The organism is Shewanella inventionis (assembly GCF_019931735.1).
GTDB lineage: Bacteria > Pseudomonadota > Gammaproteobacteria > Enterobacterales > Shewanellaceae > Shewanella > Shewanella inventionis.
The window spans coordinates 555,928-572,954 of the sequence record NZ_CP082926.1; the positions used below are offsets into that span (position 1 = coordinate 555,928).

Genomic DNA, 17,027 nt, shown 5'->3' on the forward strand with positions numbered 1-17,027 from the left:
TAAAATAACAGCATGATAAGGAACATCGAATGTCTGAATTGACAGGTGAAATCAATAAACAAGCAAAAGACATGGGCTTATTGATCCATGCCGCCAGTTTTGCGGGTTATGTGTTTCCGTTTGGAAGCGTATTAGGTCCGCTAATTGTGTGGTTGATGAAACGTGACGAGTTTGAGTTTGCTAATCAGTGCGGTAAAAATTGCCTTAACTTCAAATTGAGTTTAATGATTTATGCGATAGTTTCGGCGGTTTTGATTTTGGTGGGCGTTGGCGTATTACTGTTAGTTGCACTGGCATTATTAGATATTATTTGTACTATTATCGCGATAGTCAAAGCCAGCGACGGCATTGCCTATCAATATCCACTGTCGATTAAGTTTTTGAAATAATACCTTAAGGTGATAAAAATAATGCCACTCAATGAGTGGCATTATTATATTTACGAGCTGTAGAGTGTTTGCAGGTTGCAAGCACTCAGGATCACACCTTAAAGCGAGCCACCAACACATCGAGTCGACTCGCAAGTTGGTTTAGTGCTTTACTTGCTTGAGCAGCCGCTTGAGCAGTGTCAGATGTACGTTGAGTAATGTCGTTAATTTCGGTTACGTTGCGGTTGATGTCTTCTACTACCGTTGATTGTTCTTCGGTTGCAGCCGCCACTTGAATATTCATGTCACTGATAAGGGCAATACGTTCGCTAATGCCGCTTAATGATTGGCTTGCTTCGTCTACCGCGGCAACCCCTTCTTTTGAGCGACTACTCGATTGTGTCATGGCGCTCACCGCGCGGCTGGCTTCTGATTGCAGTTTATCGATCATGGTTTGTACTTCGTTGGTCGATGCTGCTGTGCGTGATGCTAGGTTTCGCACTTCATCTGCTACAACCGCAAAGCCTCGGCCGGCTTCTCCTGCGCGAGCCGCTTCAATTGCTGCATTTAAAGCCAGTAAATTGGTTTGTTCTGAAATCGCCCTGATAACATCTAAAATGCTACCAATGGATTTAGTGTGAGTGGCTAGAGATTCAATCACTTCGCCTACTTGAGCCACATCCTTAGACAGTTGGTTGATGGTTGTACGTGCACGGGTCACCACTTTTTGGCCATCGACAGATTCAGTGTCAGCGTCACGAGCCGTTACTGCGGCTTGTGCGGCATTGGCGGCAATTTCATTTACCGTTGCACCCATTTCATTAATGGCGGCCACAACCATCATGGTACGGTCTTTTTGCAGATGGCTGTCGTCTAGAGTTTGATGTGCTTGATTTGATACATCAATTGCCGACAAACCAAGTTGCTGGCTGGTTTCTGCAACTTCAACAACGGTTTCTTGAATTTTGCTGATAAAGCTATTGAACCCTCGAGCTAACTGCGCGATTTCATCTTCGCCATTTACGGGTAAACGTTGGCGTAAATCACCTTCACCTTCGCCGATGTTACGAAACATTTCAGCAACTTGCGCAATCGGTCGACTCACAGAGCCTGCAACAGAAATAGATATGACGATAAATACTACGGCAATGAGCATGGTCCATATCAAGATTTGATAGGCCGATTCTTCAAGCAAGGCAAACACTTCTGCCTCGGGTACTTGTGCCACTAAATACCAGTCCATTGATTTTATGTAGCTCGACGCAATTAACATGTCTTGGCCGTTAATGTTGGCTTTTACGAGATTAAAATCGTTTTTATTTAGCAAGCCATTGGTGTTGGCATTAGGGTACAAGTTAGCTAATGCAGCTTTGCCTACTTTGCTGGTGTCAGGATGCAGCTTAACGTTACCACTGGCATCGATAAGATAGACAAATCCTGAGTCTTCAATTTTAAATGAAGACAATAAATTCACCATGTCATCTAACGATTTAGCCAGGCTAACCATGCCGCGACCATTAGGCTGCTGATAGCTGACAAACAGTTTAACTTCGCCAGTAGCCTCAGTGTAAACACTTAACATACGCTCTTGTTTGCTGGCGCGATAATCAAAAAACCATGCGTCTTGTTGCTGATTTAAAATACGTAAAAATCCATCCTGGGTGTAGTAAGCACCTGTGTCTCGGTCGGCATAAGACGCTTGCACTAAATCGAATTGATTTTGCATGTCTTTTAGTTGAGCCACGACGAGATTTTCTTGGCTGGCAGGGCGGCCTTCTTCAAGCCATGCGCCTAACATTCGGCTATGTCCAAGTTGTTCAGATGCATTGATCAGGCTGCTAATTTGTAGGTCTATTTCATTGCGAATTTGCATGACTAAACTTGGCATTTCGGAGTCAAGCATACGTTGCTCAACAACTTGTTTGGCACTGTGCTGACTTAGTAACCCGACTAACATGGTTGATAACAGCACAGCAAAAGCTACCGTGAGCAAGATTTTTTGCTTAATGGTAAGGGTGTTAAATGTATTCATCTACAACGGCCTCTAAAAGTATCTCTTTGTTATATCGGACACAATGGCAATAAATTGAAGGTTATTTTGTATGATCATTAATATACAAAACGGTTGATGGTGTAGGTCTTTGTGATGTTATGGGGCTAATGATAGTCGATAATATAAAAAAAACGCACCTATTTTTAAGTGCGTTTTTTTGACTATAGTCAAGATATTAACTATTGGTTCAATTACATATTTGGATAGTTAGGACCACCGCCGCCTTCAGGCGTTACCCAGGTAATGTTCTGGCTTGGGTCTTTAATATCGCAGGTTTTACAGTGAATACAGTTTTGGCCATTAATGACAAACTTTTTCTCACCGGCATCTTCTACAACTTCGTAAACGCCGGCAGGGCAATAACGTTGTGCAGGTTCGTCAAATTTGACTAAGTTAACCGAAATAGGAATGCTTTGGTCTTTTAAGTGTAAATGACAGCGTTGACCTTCTTCGTGATAAGTGTTCGACAAATACACTGACGATAATTTGTCAAAACTGAGTTTTCCATCTGGTTTTGGATAGTCAATTTTATTGTATTCGCTTGCAAGTCCCATTGATGCATAGTCTGGGGTTGTGTCGCGGAATGTGACAGGGAACTTACCGCCAAACCAGTTTTGATCGATAAAGTTAAATGCACCGCCAACAATGGTGCCAAATTTATGTAAGGCTGGGCCAAAGTTGCGCGATTGATATAACTCGTCGTACAGCCAGCTCTCTTCAAAGCGTTGTTGGAAACAATCTAGATCTTTACCGCCTTCTAAGCCCGCTATTAACCCTTCGCCTAGTGTTGTGGCTGCAATAATGCCGCTTTTAATTGCGGTATGAGTTCCCTTAATTTTGGCAAAGTTGAGGGTGCCAGCATTACATCCAATAATAAGCCCTCCTGGGAAGCTCATTTTAGGCAAGGAGTTTAATCCGCCTTTAGCAATGGCTCTTGCCCCGTAAGTTAAGCGCTCTCCGCCAGTTAAGGCTTTGGCAATCACTGGATGCGTTTTGTAACGCTGGAATTCATCAAATGGGCTTAAGTGGGGATTTTTGTAATTTAAATCAATAATCAGCCCAACTGCGACTTGGTTGTCTTCCATGTGATACAAGAAACCGCCGCCAGATGCACCGTCAACTAATGGCCAGCCGCCTGTATGTACTACTTTACCCTGCTGGTGTTGCTCTGCGGGGATTTTCCAAATTTCTTTAAAACCTAGGCCATAATGCTGAGGGGTTTTGCCATTGTCTAAATGGTATTTTTGGATTAATTGCTTGCCAAGGTGACCACGGCAACCTTCTGAAAAAACAGTATATTTGGCGTGTAGCTCCATACCTGGCATGTAACTGTCTTTGGGTTGGCCATCTTCACCCACACCCATATCACCAATAAGGATACCTTTAACACTGTTGTCTTCATTAAACAGTAATTCACTGGCGGCAAACCCTGGGAAAATCTCAACGCCCATGGCTTCGGCACGGTTTGCTAACCAACGGGCAAGGTTGCCTACACTAATAATGTAGTTTCCATCATTATGCATGGTTTTTGGCACTAAACTGTTTGGCATTAAACGAGATTGAGTGGCAGAGTTAAGCAGGTATATTTCGTCGTGGCTAACTTTGGTGTTCAGCGGTATGTCTGAGTCTCGCCAATCGTTGAACAATTCGTCTAGCACATCAGGCTGGAAAACCGCGCCAGATAAAATATGGGCGCCCACTTCTGAGCCTTTTTCAACCACACAGACGGTAATTTCTTTGTCAGCATCTTTTGATATTTGCATTAAACGACAAGCGGTAGCTAAACCTGCTGGGCCAGCACCGACAATTACGACGTCGAACTCCATTGACTCGCGTTCCATGTTCTCACCTTTCAAGTATCCCGTTCATCGCGGGTTTTAGTTTTTCTAATAACGATAATTAAACGATCGTTTATCCTTTTACTCACCTTACCGCAATTTTTGCTTTTGTCACAGTAGCAAACACAATCTTATCTGCGTGAGTCGAGTCACAAATAATAAACGAGTTAGCCCTTTTGGGTGTGATATTCGCCTAAAGGGGTATTTGTTCACCAATAAATAGGCCTATAATCATAGGACTGACGGTTCTCCGAGCTTTTTGTCCTACGTCAAAGATATGGACACTTAGCCGTGGTAATTTTGCCACCGGGGTGAGTAAAGAAATGCACTTACCTCCCGCACTTGGAAAGGTTAACATGTCCCAGTTACAAGACAATTATGGTCGACGTTTTCATTATTTACGGATGTCAGTTACTGACGTTTGTAACTTCAAATGCAGCTATTGCCTGCCCGATGGCTATCGCCCAGATGGCAAGCCTACTTTTTTAACGCTCAGCGAGATTGAAAATCTTGTTGCAGGTTTTGCAGCGGTAGGTACGCAAAAAATTCGTATCACGGGCGGCGAACCCACACTTCGCAAAGATTTTACCGATATTGTGCGCATTGTTGCTAATACCAGTAACGTAAATACCGTGGCAATGACGACCAATGGTTACCGTTTACAGCAACATGCTAAAGAATGGTACGACGCGGGATTGCGTCGGATTAATGTGTCGGTAGACAGTTTAGATCCTAGAATGTTCTATCAAATTACAGGTGAAAATAAGTTCGACCAAGTGATGCGAGGTATCGACGCTGCGCTCGAGGCTGGGTTTGAGCGGATTAAAGTTAACGCCGTCTTGCTCAAGGGGTTAAACGATAAAGACTTACCGCGTTTTTTACATTGGATAAAACACACTCCTATTGACCTGCGTTTTATTGAATTGATGGAAACGGGTTTAGGTCGCGAGTATTTTAACGCTCATCATTTGGCGGGTGTCGACATTAAGCAGCAACTAGAGCAAGAGGGGTGGTTATACGACTTGCCTAGTGCAGATGACGGCCCAGCTCAAAACTTCAGTCATAGTGATTATCAAGGCCGCATTGGCTTGATAATGCCGTACGCCAAAAACTTTTGTGCCAGTTGTAATCGTTTAAGAGTGTCTGCTAAAGGTAAGCTGCATTTGTGCTTATTTACTGAAAGTGGTGTTGATTTACGCGACTTGCTGCAAGATGCCTCACAGCGAGATGAATTGATTACTCGCTTACATGGGCAATTAGCACAAAAGAAAGAAACTCATTTTCTACATCAGGGTATCACAGGCGTTACTAAGCACTTAGCCTCTATTGGTGGTTAGTCGTTACCTTTCTTCGAGCAATTAGCACTGCTAACCTACAAATTTTATTTGATAAGGTATTCATATCATGAGTCATCGTTTTACCCACATTAATGCCGACGGTAACGCCCACATGGTCGATGTTACTGAAAAAGCAGTCACTGAACGCGAAGCCAGAGCTGAAGCCTTTATTGAAATGGCCCCAGATACATTGGCTATGATCATCAGTGGTAGCCATCATAAAGGTGATGTGTTTGCTACGGCCCGCATCGCTGGTATTCAAGCGGCCAAAAAAACCTCAGATCTTATTCCGTTATGCCATCCATTAATGCTCACCAAAGTGGAAGTTGAACTTGAAGCACAACCTGAACATAACCGCGTTCGCATTACGAGCCTGTGCAAATTGTCAGGTAAAACCGGTGTCGAGATGGAAGCGCTAACTGCTGCATCAGTGGCGGCGTTAACCATTTACGATATGTGTAAAGCCGTGCAAAAAGACATGATTATTTCGCAGGTGAGATTACTTGAAAAACGCGGCGGAAAATCAGGCCATTTTAGCGCCCAGCTGTAAACCGTATACGGATTTATTGTTATTAATTAAACGCATTGAGAGACCACTATGATCCAAGTATTATTTTTTGCGCAGGTCCGTGAGTTGCTCGGCACCGCGAAAGTGGAGCACAGTAGCGCCAATATTCATACCGCAGAAGAGTTACGTGCTGCACTGGCGGCAACCGATGACAAATGGGCCAAAGTGCTGACATCAGATAAGTTATTAGTTGCTGTTAATCAGACCATTAGTCAGTGGGATACTCCCGTTAAAGCGGGTGATGAAGTGGCTTTCTTCCCTCCAGTCACAGGAGGTTAAGCATGAACACAGCAACAAAGGTTCGTGTACAAACTCATGATTTTAACGTTGCTGACGAATACGCTTTATTGGCCAATGATAACCAAGACGGTGCGGTGGTTAATTTTATTGGTAAAGTGCGTGATTTTAACGATGGCAGTGCAGTAACTGACTTAACACTTGAGCATTACCCTGGCATGACCGAGTCTGTGTTGGTGCAAATTTGCCAACAAGCACGTGAGCGCTGGCCACTAAACAAGGTGACGATTATTCATCGTGTTGGCACTATGGCCTTGGGTGAACAAATCGTGTTTATTGGCGTGACCAGTGCACACCGTAAAGCCGCTTTTGCTGCGTGTGAGTTTTTAATTGATTATTTAAAAACCAAAGCACCATTTTGGAAATTAGAAGCCAATGAGGCTGGTAGTAAATGGGTTGAGGCTCGTGATAGCGATGAGCAAGCCGCTAAAATGTGGCAAAAATAATCTGGTGATGATTGTATGAACAGGTATAACGCTCATTAAATAGGGTCTGCTATAAATGTCTTTTTTGAAGTTACTGATACGGCAACGCGGTATTACCGCATTAATTATGGTTTGTGTTTGCCTGTTTTCGGTTGCTCACGCAGCGCAAGCGCCAGCCATAGCCGCCGCGGCCAATATTAAGTTTGCATTAGATAAGATTGCCGATAATTTTGAAGAACAAACTGGATTAAGTGTTCGTATTAGTTATGGATCGTCTGGCAATTTTGTGTCGCAGATTAAGCACGGCGCGCCATTTGAAATGCTGCTAAGTGCAGATGAATTTTATATTGAACAACTCCATAAGGCGGGTTATACCCAAGACGCTGGTGTGGTTTACGCTATCGGTCGTTTGGCGCTTGCAGCACCTAAGCAATCAGAGTTAGTACTTGATGAAAACCTTGCTGGTTTAAAGCAATTGATTACCGACGGTAAACTAATGCGATTTGCTATTGCTAACCCAGAGCATGCACCATATGGTGAACGTGCCCGTGAAGTACTAACAGCTAAAGGTTTATGGGATGCGATTCAGCCCAAGCTCATATTTGGGGAAAATGCCTCTCAGGCGGCTCAATTTACCATTAGTGGCTCAACTCAGGGGGGGATTGTACCTTTGTCGTTAGTATTAGCACCGCAATTTAGCAAAATGGCACATTATGTGGTGATCCCTGATGAGTTATATCAACCCCTTAATCAGCGTATGGCGTTAATGCCTGATGCCTCTGAAACCACATCTCGTTTTTATCAATATCTGCAAAGCCAACAAGCGCAAGCCATTTTAAGTGAATTTGGTTTTAACTTGCCTAACACTTTAGAGGCTCATGACTAATGGATTGGCAAGCATTATGGTTGTCGGTCAAGTTGAGCTGTTTTACTGTTGTCTTTTTGATCCCCTTAGCCATATTGGTTGGCCGTGGTTTGGCCTATTTTCAGTTTCGTGGTAAGTCCTGGGTCGAAGCCTTAATACTTGTGCCCTTGGTGCTACCTCCGACAGTTATAGGTTACTATTTGCTGGTGGGTTTAGGTAATCAAAGCATAATAGGCCAGTATGTAGAGCAGATGTTTGGCCAACAATTGGTCTTTCATTTTTCGGGTCTTGTTATTGCGTCAATTCTAGTTAATATCCCATTTGCTGTGCAGCCGATACAGCGCGCTTATGAAACCATTCCAATTGATATTCGAGATGCAGCAGCCTGTTGCGGTATGAGCCGTTTGCGGATTTTTATGAAAATAGAATTGCCCATGGTTTGGCCGGGGGTGCTAACTGCTTTAGTGTTGTGTTTTTCTCATGTATTAGGTGAATTTGGTGTTGTGTTGATGCTCGGTGGCAACATAGCCGGTGAAACAAAAACCATTTCAATAGCGATATATGATAGCGTGCAAGCGTTCGATTTCGATTCAGCAGGGATGATGTCGTTGGTTTTATTACTTTTTGCTGTGAGTGCTTTGGCATTGACTACCAGTATGTCTCGGCGCTTAGGAGGCCATAATGGCGCCACGCAGCGCTGATTTAACTTGCCATATCAATCAAGCATCGCCGATACCATTAGTCGCTAACTTTACCTGCAAAGCAGGTGAGGTGTTAGCGGTTGTTGGGCCATCGGGTGGCGGTAAGACCACCTTGCTAAGAATGATTGCCGGATTAGCCACGCCTAAGCATGGACACATAAAATGTGGTGATGCAATGTGGTTTGATGCGAACTCATCACTTTCGTTAACGCCTCAACAGCGTCACATTGGCTACATGCCGCAACATTTTGGTTTATTTCCACATTTGTCGGCATTAGAAAACGTGATAGCTGGACTTGATCATGTGCCCAAAGCAATACGAAAGCAGCGAGCATTAGACTGGTTAGAGCGGGTTAATCTGCACGGGCTGCCAGATAGGTTACCAACACAGCTTTCCGGTGGACAGCGCCAGCGAGTTGCTTTAGCAAGGGCATTAGCACGCGAGCCCTCAATTTTGTTACTTGATGAGCCTTTTTCCGCTGTTGATCGAGAAACCCGTGAGCGCTTATATATTGAGTTAGCAAGGCTTAAGCTGCAATTGTCTATCCCTGTGATTATGGTCACTCATGACATTCATGAAGCGTTATTGCTAGCCGATAAAATGATGCTGATAAGCCAAGGCAAAATGTTACAGCAGGGCAAACCTTTTGAAGTATTATCCCATCCCAATGATGAAGCCGTAGCCAGACAAATGGGCTTACGTAATATTTTTGATGGGCAGGTGGTTGAGCAAGACGCTACGCGGAATATGACCTGGTTTACCCTAGGGGATAAGTTAATTGTAAGCGACAGCTCACCGCATGTTTCACAGGGACAAGCAATTCGTTGGGTTATTCCTAATCAAGGTATCCGCTTTAATGCCATTAGTAGCGGCCGTTTGTGTAAAAGTTTAAATAAACTCGATGTGTTGATTGAGTCTGTATTGGTAATGGGTGAATCATCACGCGTGATAGCCTCAATTATTGGTATTGGTTCGGTGATTAATGCGGATGTGCCAACCCATTTAGTCGATAAGCTGGGGCTGCAAGTTGGAATGCAAACAACAATTGCATTAAAGTCCGAACAAATTCATATTTTAAATGCGTCATCCTAGCGCTGATAATTGCCGATAACGCCCTGTTTTATGGCATTTATGATCAATTATTAATCTTAGATTTCTTGGGACTTTGGCTGCGGTTAGGTAGAGTAGTGGTGTAATAAAGTTTTCAATCAAATAGAGGCTCGTGATGGTTCGGTTGCTATTGGCAATATGCTTTCTTCCTTGTGCCGTGATGGCAACGCCATCAATGCATACCTTATTGATCAATGGCGATTTTTTAAAGCCAATTGTGGTCATGAAGCAGTTAGAGCAACAAGATAAAGGCACGATATGTGACTTTGATGTTGAGGTGGAGGAAGGTTTACTGGTTTACAAAATTTCTATGGTGGATGTAGAAACGCGTAAAATGAGTAAATATCAATACCGGGCACTAGATGGTGTGCTGCTAAACGAAAAGACATCTGTGTATAGTTCTGATGACATTGGCCCTGTGAATGCAGCCAAAATGTTGCAAGCTAAGCAAATGACATTTTCAGCACTGGTGGCACTAGCGATTGAAGATCAACAAGGATACTTAACGCAAGCGGAATTGGACCACGATTTATCCATTAGTTATCTTGAACTAAAACTCCTCAATCAAGACAGCAAAAACACCATTGCTTTCGATATTGAAACTCTGCGTCCACTTCCTCTGCTCAAATGGGATTAAAGACTCTATGACTAAGCGTATTTTATTGGTTGAAGATGATGCCACCACGTTAAAGTATGTGGCCAACGGTTTTACTGCACAAAAGTACCAGGTAGACAGCGCAACAGATGGTCAAGAAGGCTTAACGTTAGCCAAACACAATCAATATGACTTACTCATTTTAGATCGTATGTTACCTAAGCTAGACGGCCTGACTCTTTTGTCAGCATTACGCACCAGCGGTAACAAAACCCCAGTGTTAATTCTTTCTGCTTTGAGTCACGTTGATGAACGTGTTAAAGGCTTGCGTGCTGGTGGTGATGACTACATGACCAAACCTTTTGCATTTGCTGAACTATTAGTACGTGCCGAAAAGTTAATTCAACGCAATGTTGTTGAGCCCGCTGCAACCGATATTGAAGTCGGCGGCCTAAAAATGGAGTTGCTCACACGAAAAGTGACGCTTGATGACAGTGAATTAATGTTACAGCCAAAAGAGTTCCAGCTGCTTAAGTATTTAATGGAGCATCCAAATCAAGTGATTAGCCGCACGTTATTATTTGAAGCCGTGTGGGATTATCACTTCGACCCGCGTACCAATGTCATTGATGTGCATATTGCAAAACTGCGTCGTAAGTTTGAAGAGTTAGGGCATGGCGAGTTAATTGAAACAGTAAGGGGTGCGGGTTATCGCCTCTGCAAAGGCCATTAAGCCATATCAAAGTAGTGCATGGCGCATTACGCTTATCTTCTCAACGTTAGTCACCATCTTGATTGTGATGTTGGTTTTAAGCCTTTATCGACAATTAGTGATAGAACAGCAAAACCAGGTTGATAAGCATCTTGCTGCAGAAATGCAGCGATATCAGCAATTAGCATTAACCGTAAATCGTAGAAGTTTTGCGGCGCAAATCCGCGCCGCCGATCCTAAAACGGCGTTAATTGCTTGGCGAAATAGTGTCGACATGGTCGGGGCATTGACCTTTTTGCCAGAAAATATGCCCCAGCTTCCCGAAACCAAAGATTTCCCCATTTTTACTGGTGGCCCAGATAAACTGCATATTTTAACGGGCGGATTAGTGATGACTCGCTATGGCCCTGTGTTAATTGCCACGAGAACCGATCACCTAGCAACCTTAATTGAAAAATTTATTAATGCAGCGTTTTGGGCGGTTGCCTTTACATTAGGGCTCACGCTTGCGTTAGGGTATATTTTCTCGAAAGCTATCCTTAGACGACTGGTCGAATACAACCGTTTGAGTGAACAAATTGAAGCTGGTCATTACGAAACTCGTTTGCCTGTAAGTGACAGCCAGGATGAGTTTGATATGTTGGCTAGGCAGTTTAATTTAGTGCTTGATACTCTTGAGCAAAACCTTCGTGCTGTACGCGGGGTTACTGATAATATTGCCCATGATTTACGGACACCGCTATCGCATTTACGTATAGGGATTGAGCAACTTGCCGACAAACCTACCAAAGAGTTAGCCGATGCCAGTGCAGAATTACTTGAAGAGCTGGATCATTGCCTAGGAACATTTGATGCGATGTTATCTTTAACACGCATTGAAGAAGGCCAGCAAACCTTAGACTTACAACCTGTGAGTTTACAGCAAATTTGCCAGGATCTATTTGAGATGGCAGAGGTTATAGCTGAATCACGCGAACAAGAGTTACACATTTCTCTTGAGAATGACGTACAGATTAATGGCGACAAATATTTGCTATTTCAGGCGTTGTTTAATTTGGTTGATAACGCAATTAAGTATTCACCAATCGGTGCAGCCATAAGCATTAAGCAAAGGGGTAAGCACATTCAAATTAGCGATAACGGCCCAGGTATTGTTGATGAAGACAAGGAACGTGTTTTTGATCGCCTAGTTCGTCTCGACCCCAGTCGCCATTACAAGGGTACAGGTTTAGGTTTGTCGATGGTTAAAGCCATTTTATCGCGCCATAAGGCGACGATTTCATTACATGACAATCATCCAGGATTGTTAGTGAATATTCATTTTAAGTAACCCGTTTTTTAGCTGCGGGTATTATCGAATTGGATCCATCAATGTATCAATTGCTAAGTGAGCAACCAGACTTTATTGTGATCAATAAAGCGCCCCATGTGCATTTTCATAGCCAAGATGGCACTGCAGGGGTTATCGCTCAAGCCGAAGCTGATTTAGGCTATAAGTTGTACCCGGTGCATAGGCTAGATACGCCCACTTCAGGCTTGCTTATTGTGGCAAGAACCCCACATGCCGCCAATGTATTTACTCAAATGTTCACGGCTCATTTGGTACAAAAATATTATTTGGCCATTGCATTAGGTAAGCCTAAAAAGAAACAAGGCTGGATTATTGGTGATATGGCAAAATCTCGTCGAAGTATGTACAAGTTACTTCGCACAACAGAAAACCCTGCTATCACCCAGTTTTTTTGTTTAAGCCTTAGTGAAGGTAAACGAGCCTATTTATTAAAACCATTAAGCGGAAAAACCCATCAATTAAGAGTTGCACTGGCGAGCATTGGCGTCCCTATTTTAGGGGATACACTCTATGGTCATGTTGAAAGCGATCGCTGTTATTTGCATGCTTATTGTCTGCATTTTAACTATTTAGGTCAGCAGTATGCGTTTCAACAATTACCGATAGACGGTGAAGAGTTTAATGATGAGCAGTTCAGACTATCAGTTAATCAGCAATGGTCACAGCCAGATAGTCTTGACTGGCCTACTAAAAAATAGCCAGATGGTGTTTTTGATGTGTTAATGCTTTGAAGAATTAAATTCGAGATTTTCAGGCTCTTTAGTGCAAATCGTATTTCGGCCAGCATTTTTGGCCAGGTACATTGCCTCATCTGCTAACTGTAATAATTGTTCAACGCTGATATGATTTTTACAGGTGGCAGTGCCGATACTTAAGGTGATTGCGATCTCATGATGTTTCCATTTTACCGAGGTGTTATTGATTTGAGATTGGATTTTTTTGGCAACAAACATGGCCTCCTCGTGATTTGTTGACGGCAAAATGATCAAAAACTCCTCCCCACCATACCGGCAAATAAAATCAATTTTTCTCAGCGAGTGTTGCATTAGCATTGCGGTATGTTTAAGTACTGCATCACCGGCCATATGACCATAAGTATCGTTAACCTGTTTAAAGTGATCGACATCGAGGACCAGTAAGCTGTATGCCGAGCCATTGCGTTGCCATAAGGCATCCACTTCGTCTAGTTTGTCCAGTAATGCGTGACGGTTCCACAAACCTGTAAGGTGATCTTTATTAACCAAACGCGAGACCTTAAACACTAAACGAGTTAGCGCGTTGCCATATAATACTAAATTGGTCAGAAGCAATAAAATGATATAACTCCACATAACCATTGGAGAATTTAGCTTATCAGCCGCCGATAAGTTGGCGAGATCTTCAGGGGAGTAAAAAAGGGCCATTGCGCGGATAACAAAAAGCGCCCCCATGATTAAAAAAGGCACATTAATCAATATCGCATTTGACATAGACATGTGTTTTTTAGACGCTTTTGCGTTATCAAGGCCTGTGAGTGATATGAGAATGGCTGCGGTAATACTCATCACGATGACAAGATAAACGGCATAATCAAGCGACGGCGGAACCAGTAGCATAAGCAAGGCGCAGCTGGCTAACAGTACTAAGTCGAACAAATAAGACGTTGTTTGTTTAAATAAATGTTGGCAGCCCCAACGTACAAGCGCAAATCCCAGTAATACAGCCATGTCAGCGATAAACCAATAAAGGTAACTGATCGAATCGGTGCGTTGTGTGTAGAGTAAGACCCCGCTGACGGTACAGATATTGGCTAGTGCGAAACGCCAACTTGCGTTGGGTGCAATTTTGAACACGCCAGCATATATTGCCCATGCAATGGTACAGCTTGTACCAATTAAACAAAAAAATTGAACAAAAATAATGCTTTGGCTATGTTCCATATGACCTGTTCAGTATTGTTGTATGAGTAACAAATAGCGTGTTAAGGTTTTACAATAGCACACTGGCAGTGATACATACTCAATCGACCTGTCAACATCTTGAAACAAGCGTCTGCGGGACGATAGAGGCAGCATGTTTGATCACTTATATTGTTGCTAAATGACATCACAACCGGTACCTCACGTGTGGTGTTGTGAGTCACATCTTGGGTTAAGGCTATAGCATGGCAAACATGTGTATCAATAAGCAAATTCAATAAACCATGATGTTCGGTTTAACATTGTTAATTTAATTGTTACAAAATAACTTATTAACAAATTGTATCCTTTGCTATTTTTATAATTGTATTCTCTAAATTAAGCAACAAAATAAGGATGAAAAATGGACACAAACAAATTATTATTGGTTATCATTGCGATATTACTGCCTCCTTTAGCGGTGTTTTTGAAAAACGGTATGGGCAAAGATTTGTTGATCAATATTTTGCTGTGTTTTTTCTTTTTTATTCCGGGTCTTATTCATGCGGTATGGGTGGTGTTGCAAGAGGACTTATAAGCTCGCGGCGAGAATGGATAGTGATTGATGTTGTTTAAGGCTATAATGATGGTTTTGGTGTGAGCCCACGATGAATCGTAAAAAGAAAATTAACCAAACACTTAAAGCTAAAGCCAAAAAGGCCAACGCAAAGTTACACGCGGCAAATAAAACGCCATACGTTGCCAAAGCTGAGCGCGAGCGATTAGCTCAACAAGCTTTATTGGCCTGTGAGCCTCATTTAAGCCAAGAGCCCTAAAGACATAACCATCTTGCCTTTAGGGTTATTTACCCTTGCCGCACACTTTACAATGCGGTTGTTTGGGTAATGTCATTTGCCTGAACTCCATTGTCATTGCATCGACCATTAACAATTTACCAGCCAGAACATTGCCCACTTTACTCATCACTTTTATCGCTTCAGTTGCCTGAATACAGCCGATCATGCCCACTACAGGGGCCAAAATACCTGACTCGACACAGGTTAGTTGCTGCTCACCAAACAACGCACTGAAACACTTGTAACAGGGCGTATTTGTTTGGTAGTCAAATACAGTTACTGTGCCTTCCATCCTTATTGCAGCCGCTGACACCAGTGGCGTTTTGTGCTCAAAACAGCTTTGATTGAGCTGCTCACGTACTAAAACGTTATCAGTACAGTCGAGTACTAAACTATGTTGGCTAACGAGTTGATTGATTTCATCGTCTTCTAACAGTTTATTAATAGCGTTGATGCTAATTAACGGATTAAGTTGAGCTAAAGTTTGTTTGGCTGAGTCAACTTTGGCTTGGCCGATGTTTTCATCAAAGTGCAAAACTTGGCGTTGTAAATTTGATAATTCAACCGTATCAAAGTCTACCAGAGTTATTTCACCTACACCGGCAACGGCAAGATATTGACTCGCTGCGCATCCTAATCCGCCTGCGCCGATGATCAATACTTTGGCTTGTTTGAGCTTTTCTTGGCCTTCTATATCCATTGCTTTGATGGAGATTTGGCGACTATAGCGGAGCATTTCATTGTCGCTTAATATTTCTTGGTCTTCAGACTGCATAATTTTCCTAGCACAGCACGCTGTTAAAAGGCTCTACGGTGACAGTATTGCCTTTAGATAAGTCGCCTTGGAATTGATCTAAAATCACAAAGCAATTAGCTAAGCTCATCGATGTTAACATGCCTGAGCCTTGGCTCCCGGTGATGGATACTTCGAGTTCGCCAGAGGCATTACGGGTTAATATACCGCGTTGGTATTCCACTCTTCCTGGGTGTTTACGAATGTCGGTTTGTAATGTGGCTTGGCAAAATAAAGGTGTTGTAGGCTTAAGTCCCTGCATTTTTTGCAAAATAGGTAACACCAGTTTATAAAAGGTCACCATTGACGAAACTGGGTTTCCGGGTAAGCCACAAAATACGGCTTTGCCTATTTTGCCAAAGGCAAATGGTTTACCGGGTTTTATGGCCAGTTTCCAAAAAGTTATTTGACCTTCTTCAGATAATATTTGTTTAGTAAAGTCGGCTTCACCGACCGATACGCCTCCCGATGTCAGTACCATATCTGCTAAGCTTGCTGCTTCTTTAAACGCACCTCGGATGGCTTCTTTATTATCAGGAATGACGCCTAGATCTATCCACTGCACATTGCTTTTGCTTAATAAACCTTGGATAGAATAGCGGTTAGAGTCATAGATTTGCCCTGGTGCAAGTTCGCTACCGACAGGGCGTAATTCATCACCGGTAGAGAAAAACGCGACTTTTAATGTACGCGATACTCGTACCTGGCTAATGCCTATCGTTGCTAAAACCCCCATTTCGGCGGCGCGAATTATGACACCTCGATGTAATACTTTTGTGCCCGCTAGTAATTCTTCTCCGCGTTTACGTACATTGGCGCCTTGCTTGTGTGGATGTTCTATCGTGATCTGGTTGCCGTTCGCTTGTGTGTTCTCTTGCATTTGTACCGTATCATAACCCGCGGGTACCGGAGCGCCTGTCATAATACGAATACAGGTATTGGGCTGGGGTTTTCCCTGAAATGGATGACCTGCAAATGAGCTACCCACAAGCGTGAGAGAAGTGTGTGTTTTTGTGCTATCTAAATCGGCATAATTAAATGCATAACCATCCATTGCTGAATTGTCAAAGGGAGGTAAATCGATGCTCGATGCTAGATCTTCGGCGAGTACTCTATCAATTGCGTGGTTGAGGGTGACCAGTTCAGTGTCTTGCGTTGCGGCAACTTGTGCTAATAATTGTTCAATAGCTTGGTCTGGATGCAATAATGTCGGTTGCGCGCAAGGATCTTGATTGTGTGGCATCTGAACGTCCTTAATGTATACCTAAGATATTTTTAT

The 17,027-nt window shown here is 43.0% G+C and carries 19 protein-coding genes and 1 riboswitch; of the genes, 14 read left to right on the top strand and 5 right to left on the bottom strand.

The genetic code is table 11. The annotated features are described in order from the left end of the window. Positions 1-29: 29 nt before the first annotated feature. Positions 30-389, top strand: a complete 360-nt coding sequence (locus K8B83_RS02565) for a DUF4870 domain-containing protein (protein WP_188740589.1) — start codon at positions 30-32, stop codon at positions 387-389. Positions 390-480: 91 nt separating this feature from the next. On the opposite strand, the gene K8B83_RS02570 is transcribed toward K8B83_RS02565, so the two are convergent. Further along, positions 481-2,400 (bottom strand): methyl-accepting chemotaxis protein, encoded by a 1,920-nt coding sequence (locus tag K8B83_RS02570; RefSeq protein WP_188740590.1) that lies wholly within the window; start codon positions 2,398-2,400, stop codon positions 481-483. Between the two features lie 212 nt (positions 2,401-2,612). Next, positions 2,613-4,262 (bottom strand): electron transfer flavoprotein-ubiquinone oxidoreductase, encoded by a 1,650-nt coding sequence (locus K8B83_RS02575; protein ID WP_188740591.1) that lies wholly within the window; start codon positions 4,260-4,262, stop codon positions 2,613-2,615. A 233-nt stretch (positions 4,263-4,495) separates the two neighbouring features. Continuing rightward, positions 4,496-4,628: riboswitch (molybdenum cofactor riboswitch) on the top strand. Between K8B83_RS02575 and moaA the strand changes: the two genes are divergently transcribed. From moaA to K8B83_RS02630, 11 genes are all read left to right on the top strand, one after another. Beyond that, positions 4,616-5,596 (top strand): GTP 3',8-cyclase MoaA, encoded by a 981-nt coding sequence (gene moaA, locus K8B83_RS02580; protein WP_188740592.1) that lies wholly within the window; start codon positions 4,616-4,618, stop codon positions 5,594-5,596. (Overlaps the previous riboswitch by 13 nt.) Positions 5,597-5,708: 112 nt before the next feature. Beyond that, positions 5,709-6,146 (top strand): cyclic pyranopterin monophosphate synthase MoaC, encoded by a 438-nt coding sequence (gene moaC, locus K8B83_RS02585; protein WP_373284941.1) that lies wholly within the window; start codon positions 5,709-5,711, stop codon positions 6,144-6,146. 48 nt (positions 6,147-6,194) lie between these two features. Further along, on the top strand, positions 6,195-6,443 hold the full coding sequence (gene moaD, locus K8B83_RS02590; RefSeq protein ID WP_188740594.1) for a molybdopterin synthase sulfur carrier subunit: 249 nt from the start codon (positions 6,195-6,197) through the stop codon (positions 6,441-6,443). A gap of 2 nt (positions 6,444-6,445) precedes the next feature. Then, entirely contained in the window at positions 6,446-6,907 is a 462-nt protein-coding gene (gene moaE, locus K8B83_RS02595) for a molybdopterin synthase catalytic subunit MoaE (protein ID WP_188740595.1), read from the top strand. Positions 6,908-7,013: 106 nt separating this feature from the next. Beyond that, positions 7,014-7,772 (top strand): molybdate ABC transporter substrate-binding protein, encoded by a 759-nt coding sequence (modA, locus tag K8B83_RS02600; RefSeq protein ID WP_223419993.1) that lies wholly within the window; start codon positions 7,014-7,016, stop codon positions 7,770-7,772. Next, a complete protein-coding gene (gene modB / locus K8B83_RS02605) occupies positions 7,772-8,452 on the top strand; it encodes a molybdate ABC transporter permease subunit (protein ID WP_188740597.1) in 681 nt (226 codons plus the stop codon). Before modA ends, modB begins: the two co-directional genes overlap by 1 nt. Further along, positions 8,433-9,545: an ABC transporter ATP-binding protein gene (locus K8B83_RS02610; RefSeq protein WP_188740598.1), complete on the top strand. Its 1,113-nt coding sequence runs from the start codon at positions 8,433-8,435 to the stop codon at positions 9,543-9,545. Before modB ends, K8B83_RS02610 begins: the two co-directional genes overlap by 20 nt. Positions 9,546-9,678: 133 nt before the next feature. Next, the gene (locus K8B83_RS02615) at positions 9,679-10,200 is read left to right on the top strand and encodes a hypothetical protein (protein ID WP_188740599.1); all 522 of its coding nucleotides are present in this window, start codon (positions 9,679-9,681) and stop codon (positions 10,198-10,200) included. 7 nt (positions 10,201-10,207) lie between these two features. Then, the gene (locus K8B83_RS02620) at positions 10,208-10,891 is read left to right on the top strand and encodes a response regulator transcription factor (RefSeq protein WP_188740600.1); all 684 of its coding nucleotides are present in this window, start codon (positions 10,208-10,210) and stop codon (positions 10,889-10,891) included. 67 nt (positions 10,892-10,958) lie between these two features. After that, on the top strand, positions 10,959-12,200 hold the full coding sequence (locus tag K8B83_RS02625; protein ID WP_188740636.1) for a sensor histidine kinase: 1,242 nt from the start codon (positions 10,959-10,961) through the stop codon (positions 12,198-12,200). A 41-nt stretch (positions 12,201-12,241) separates the two neighbouring features. Beyond that, entirely contained in the window at positions 12,242-12,919 is a 678-nt protein-coding gene (locus K8B83_RS02630) for a TIGR01621 family pseudouridine synthase (RefSeq protein WP_188740601.1), read from the top strand. Positions 12,920-12,940: 21 nt separating this feature from the next. Here the strand turns inward: K8B83_RS02630 and K8B83_RS02635 are convergent, their stop codons facing one another. Further along, positions 12,941-14,140, bottom strand: a complete 1,200-nt coding sequence (locus tag K8B83_RS02635) for a GGDEF domain-containing protein (RefSeq protein ID WP_188740602.1) — start codon at positions 14,138-14,140, stop codon at positions 12,941-12,943. Positions 14,141-14,522: 382 nt separating this feature from the next. Here K8B83_RS02635 and K8B83_RS02640 point away from each other — a divergent pair, with 382 nt between their 5' ends. Then, positions 14,523-14,696, top strand: a complete 174-nt coding sequence (locus tag K8B83_RS02640; protein ID WP_188740603.1) for a YqaE/Pmp3 family membrane protein — start codon at positions 14,523-14,525, stop codon at positions 14,694-14,696. Between the two features lie 70 nt (positions 14,697-14,766). Next, the gene (locus K8B83_RS02645; RefSeq protein ID WP_188740604.1) at positions 14,767-14,934 is read left to right on the top strand and encodes a DUF2986 domain-containing protein; all 168 of its coding nucleotides are present in this window, start codon (positions 14,767-14,769) and stop codon (positions 14,932-14,934) included. Positions 14,935-14,959: 25 nt separating this feature from the next. Here K8B83_RS02645 and moeB read toward each other — a convergent pair whose 3' ends face one another. Next, positions 14,960-15,730, bottom strand: coding sequence for a molybdopterin-synthase adenylyltransferase MoeB (gene moeB, locus K8B83_RS02650; RefSeq protein ID WP_188740605.1), 771 nt, complete (start codon positions 15,728-15,730; stop codon positions 14,960-14,962). A gap of 7 nt (positions 15,731-15,737) precedes the next feature. Continuing rightward, complete coding sequence (gene moeA, locus K8B83_RS02655) at positions 15,738-16,991, bottom strand: molybdopterin molybdotransferase MoeA (RefSeq protein WP_188740606.1); 1,254 nt, start codon at positions 16,989-16,991, stop codon at positions 15,738-15,740. Positions 16,992-17,027: the final 36 nt, after the last annotated feature.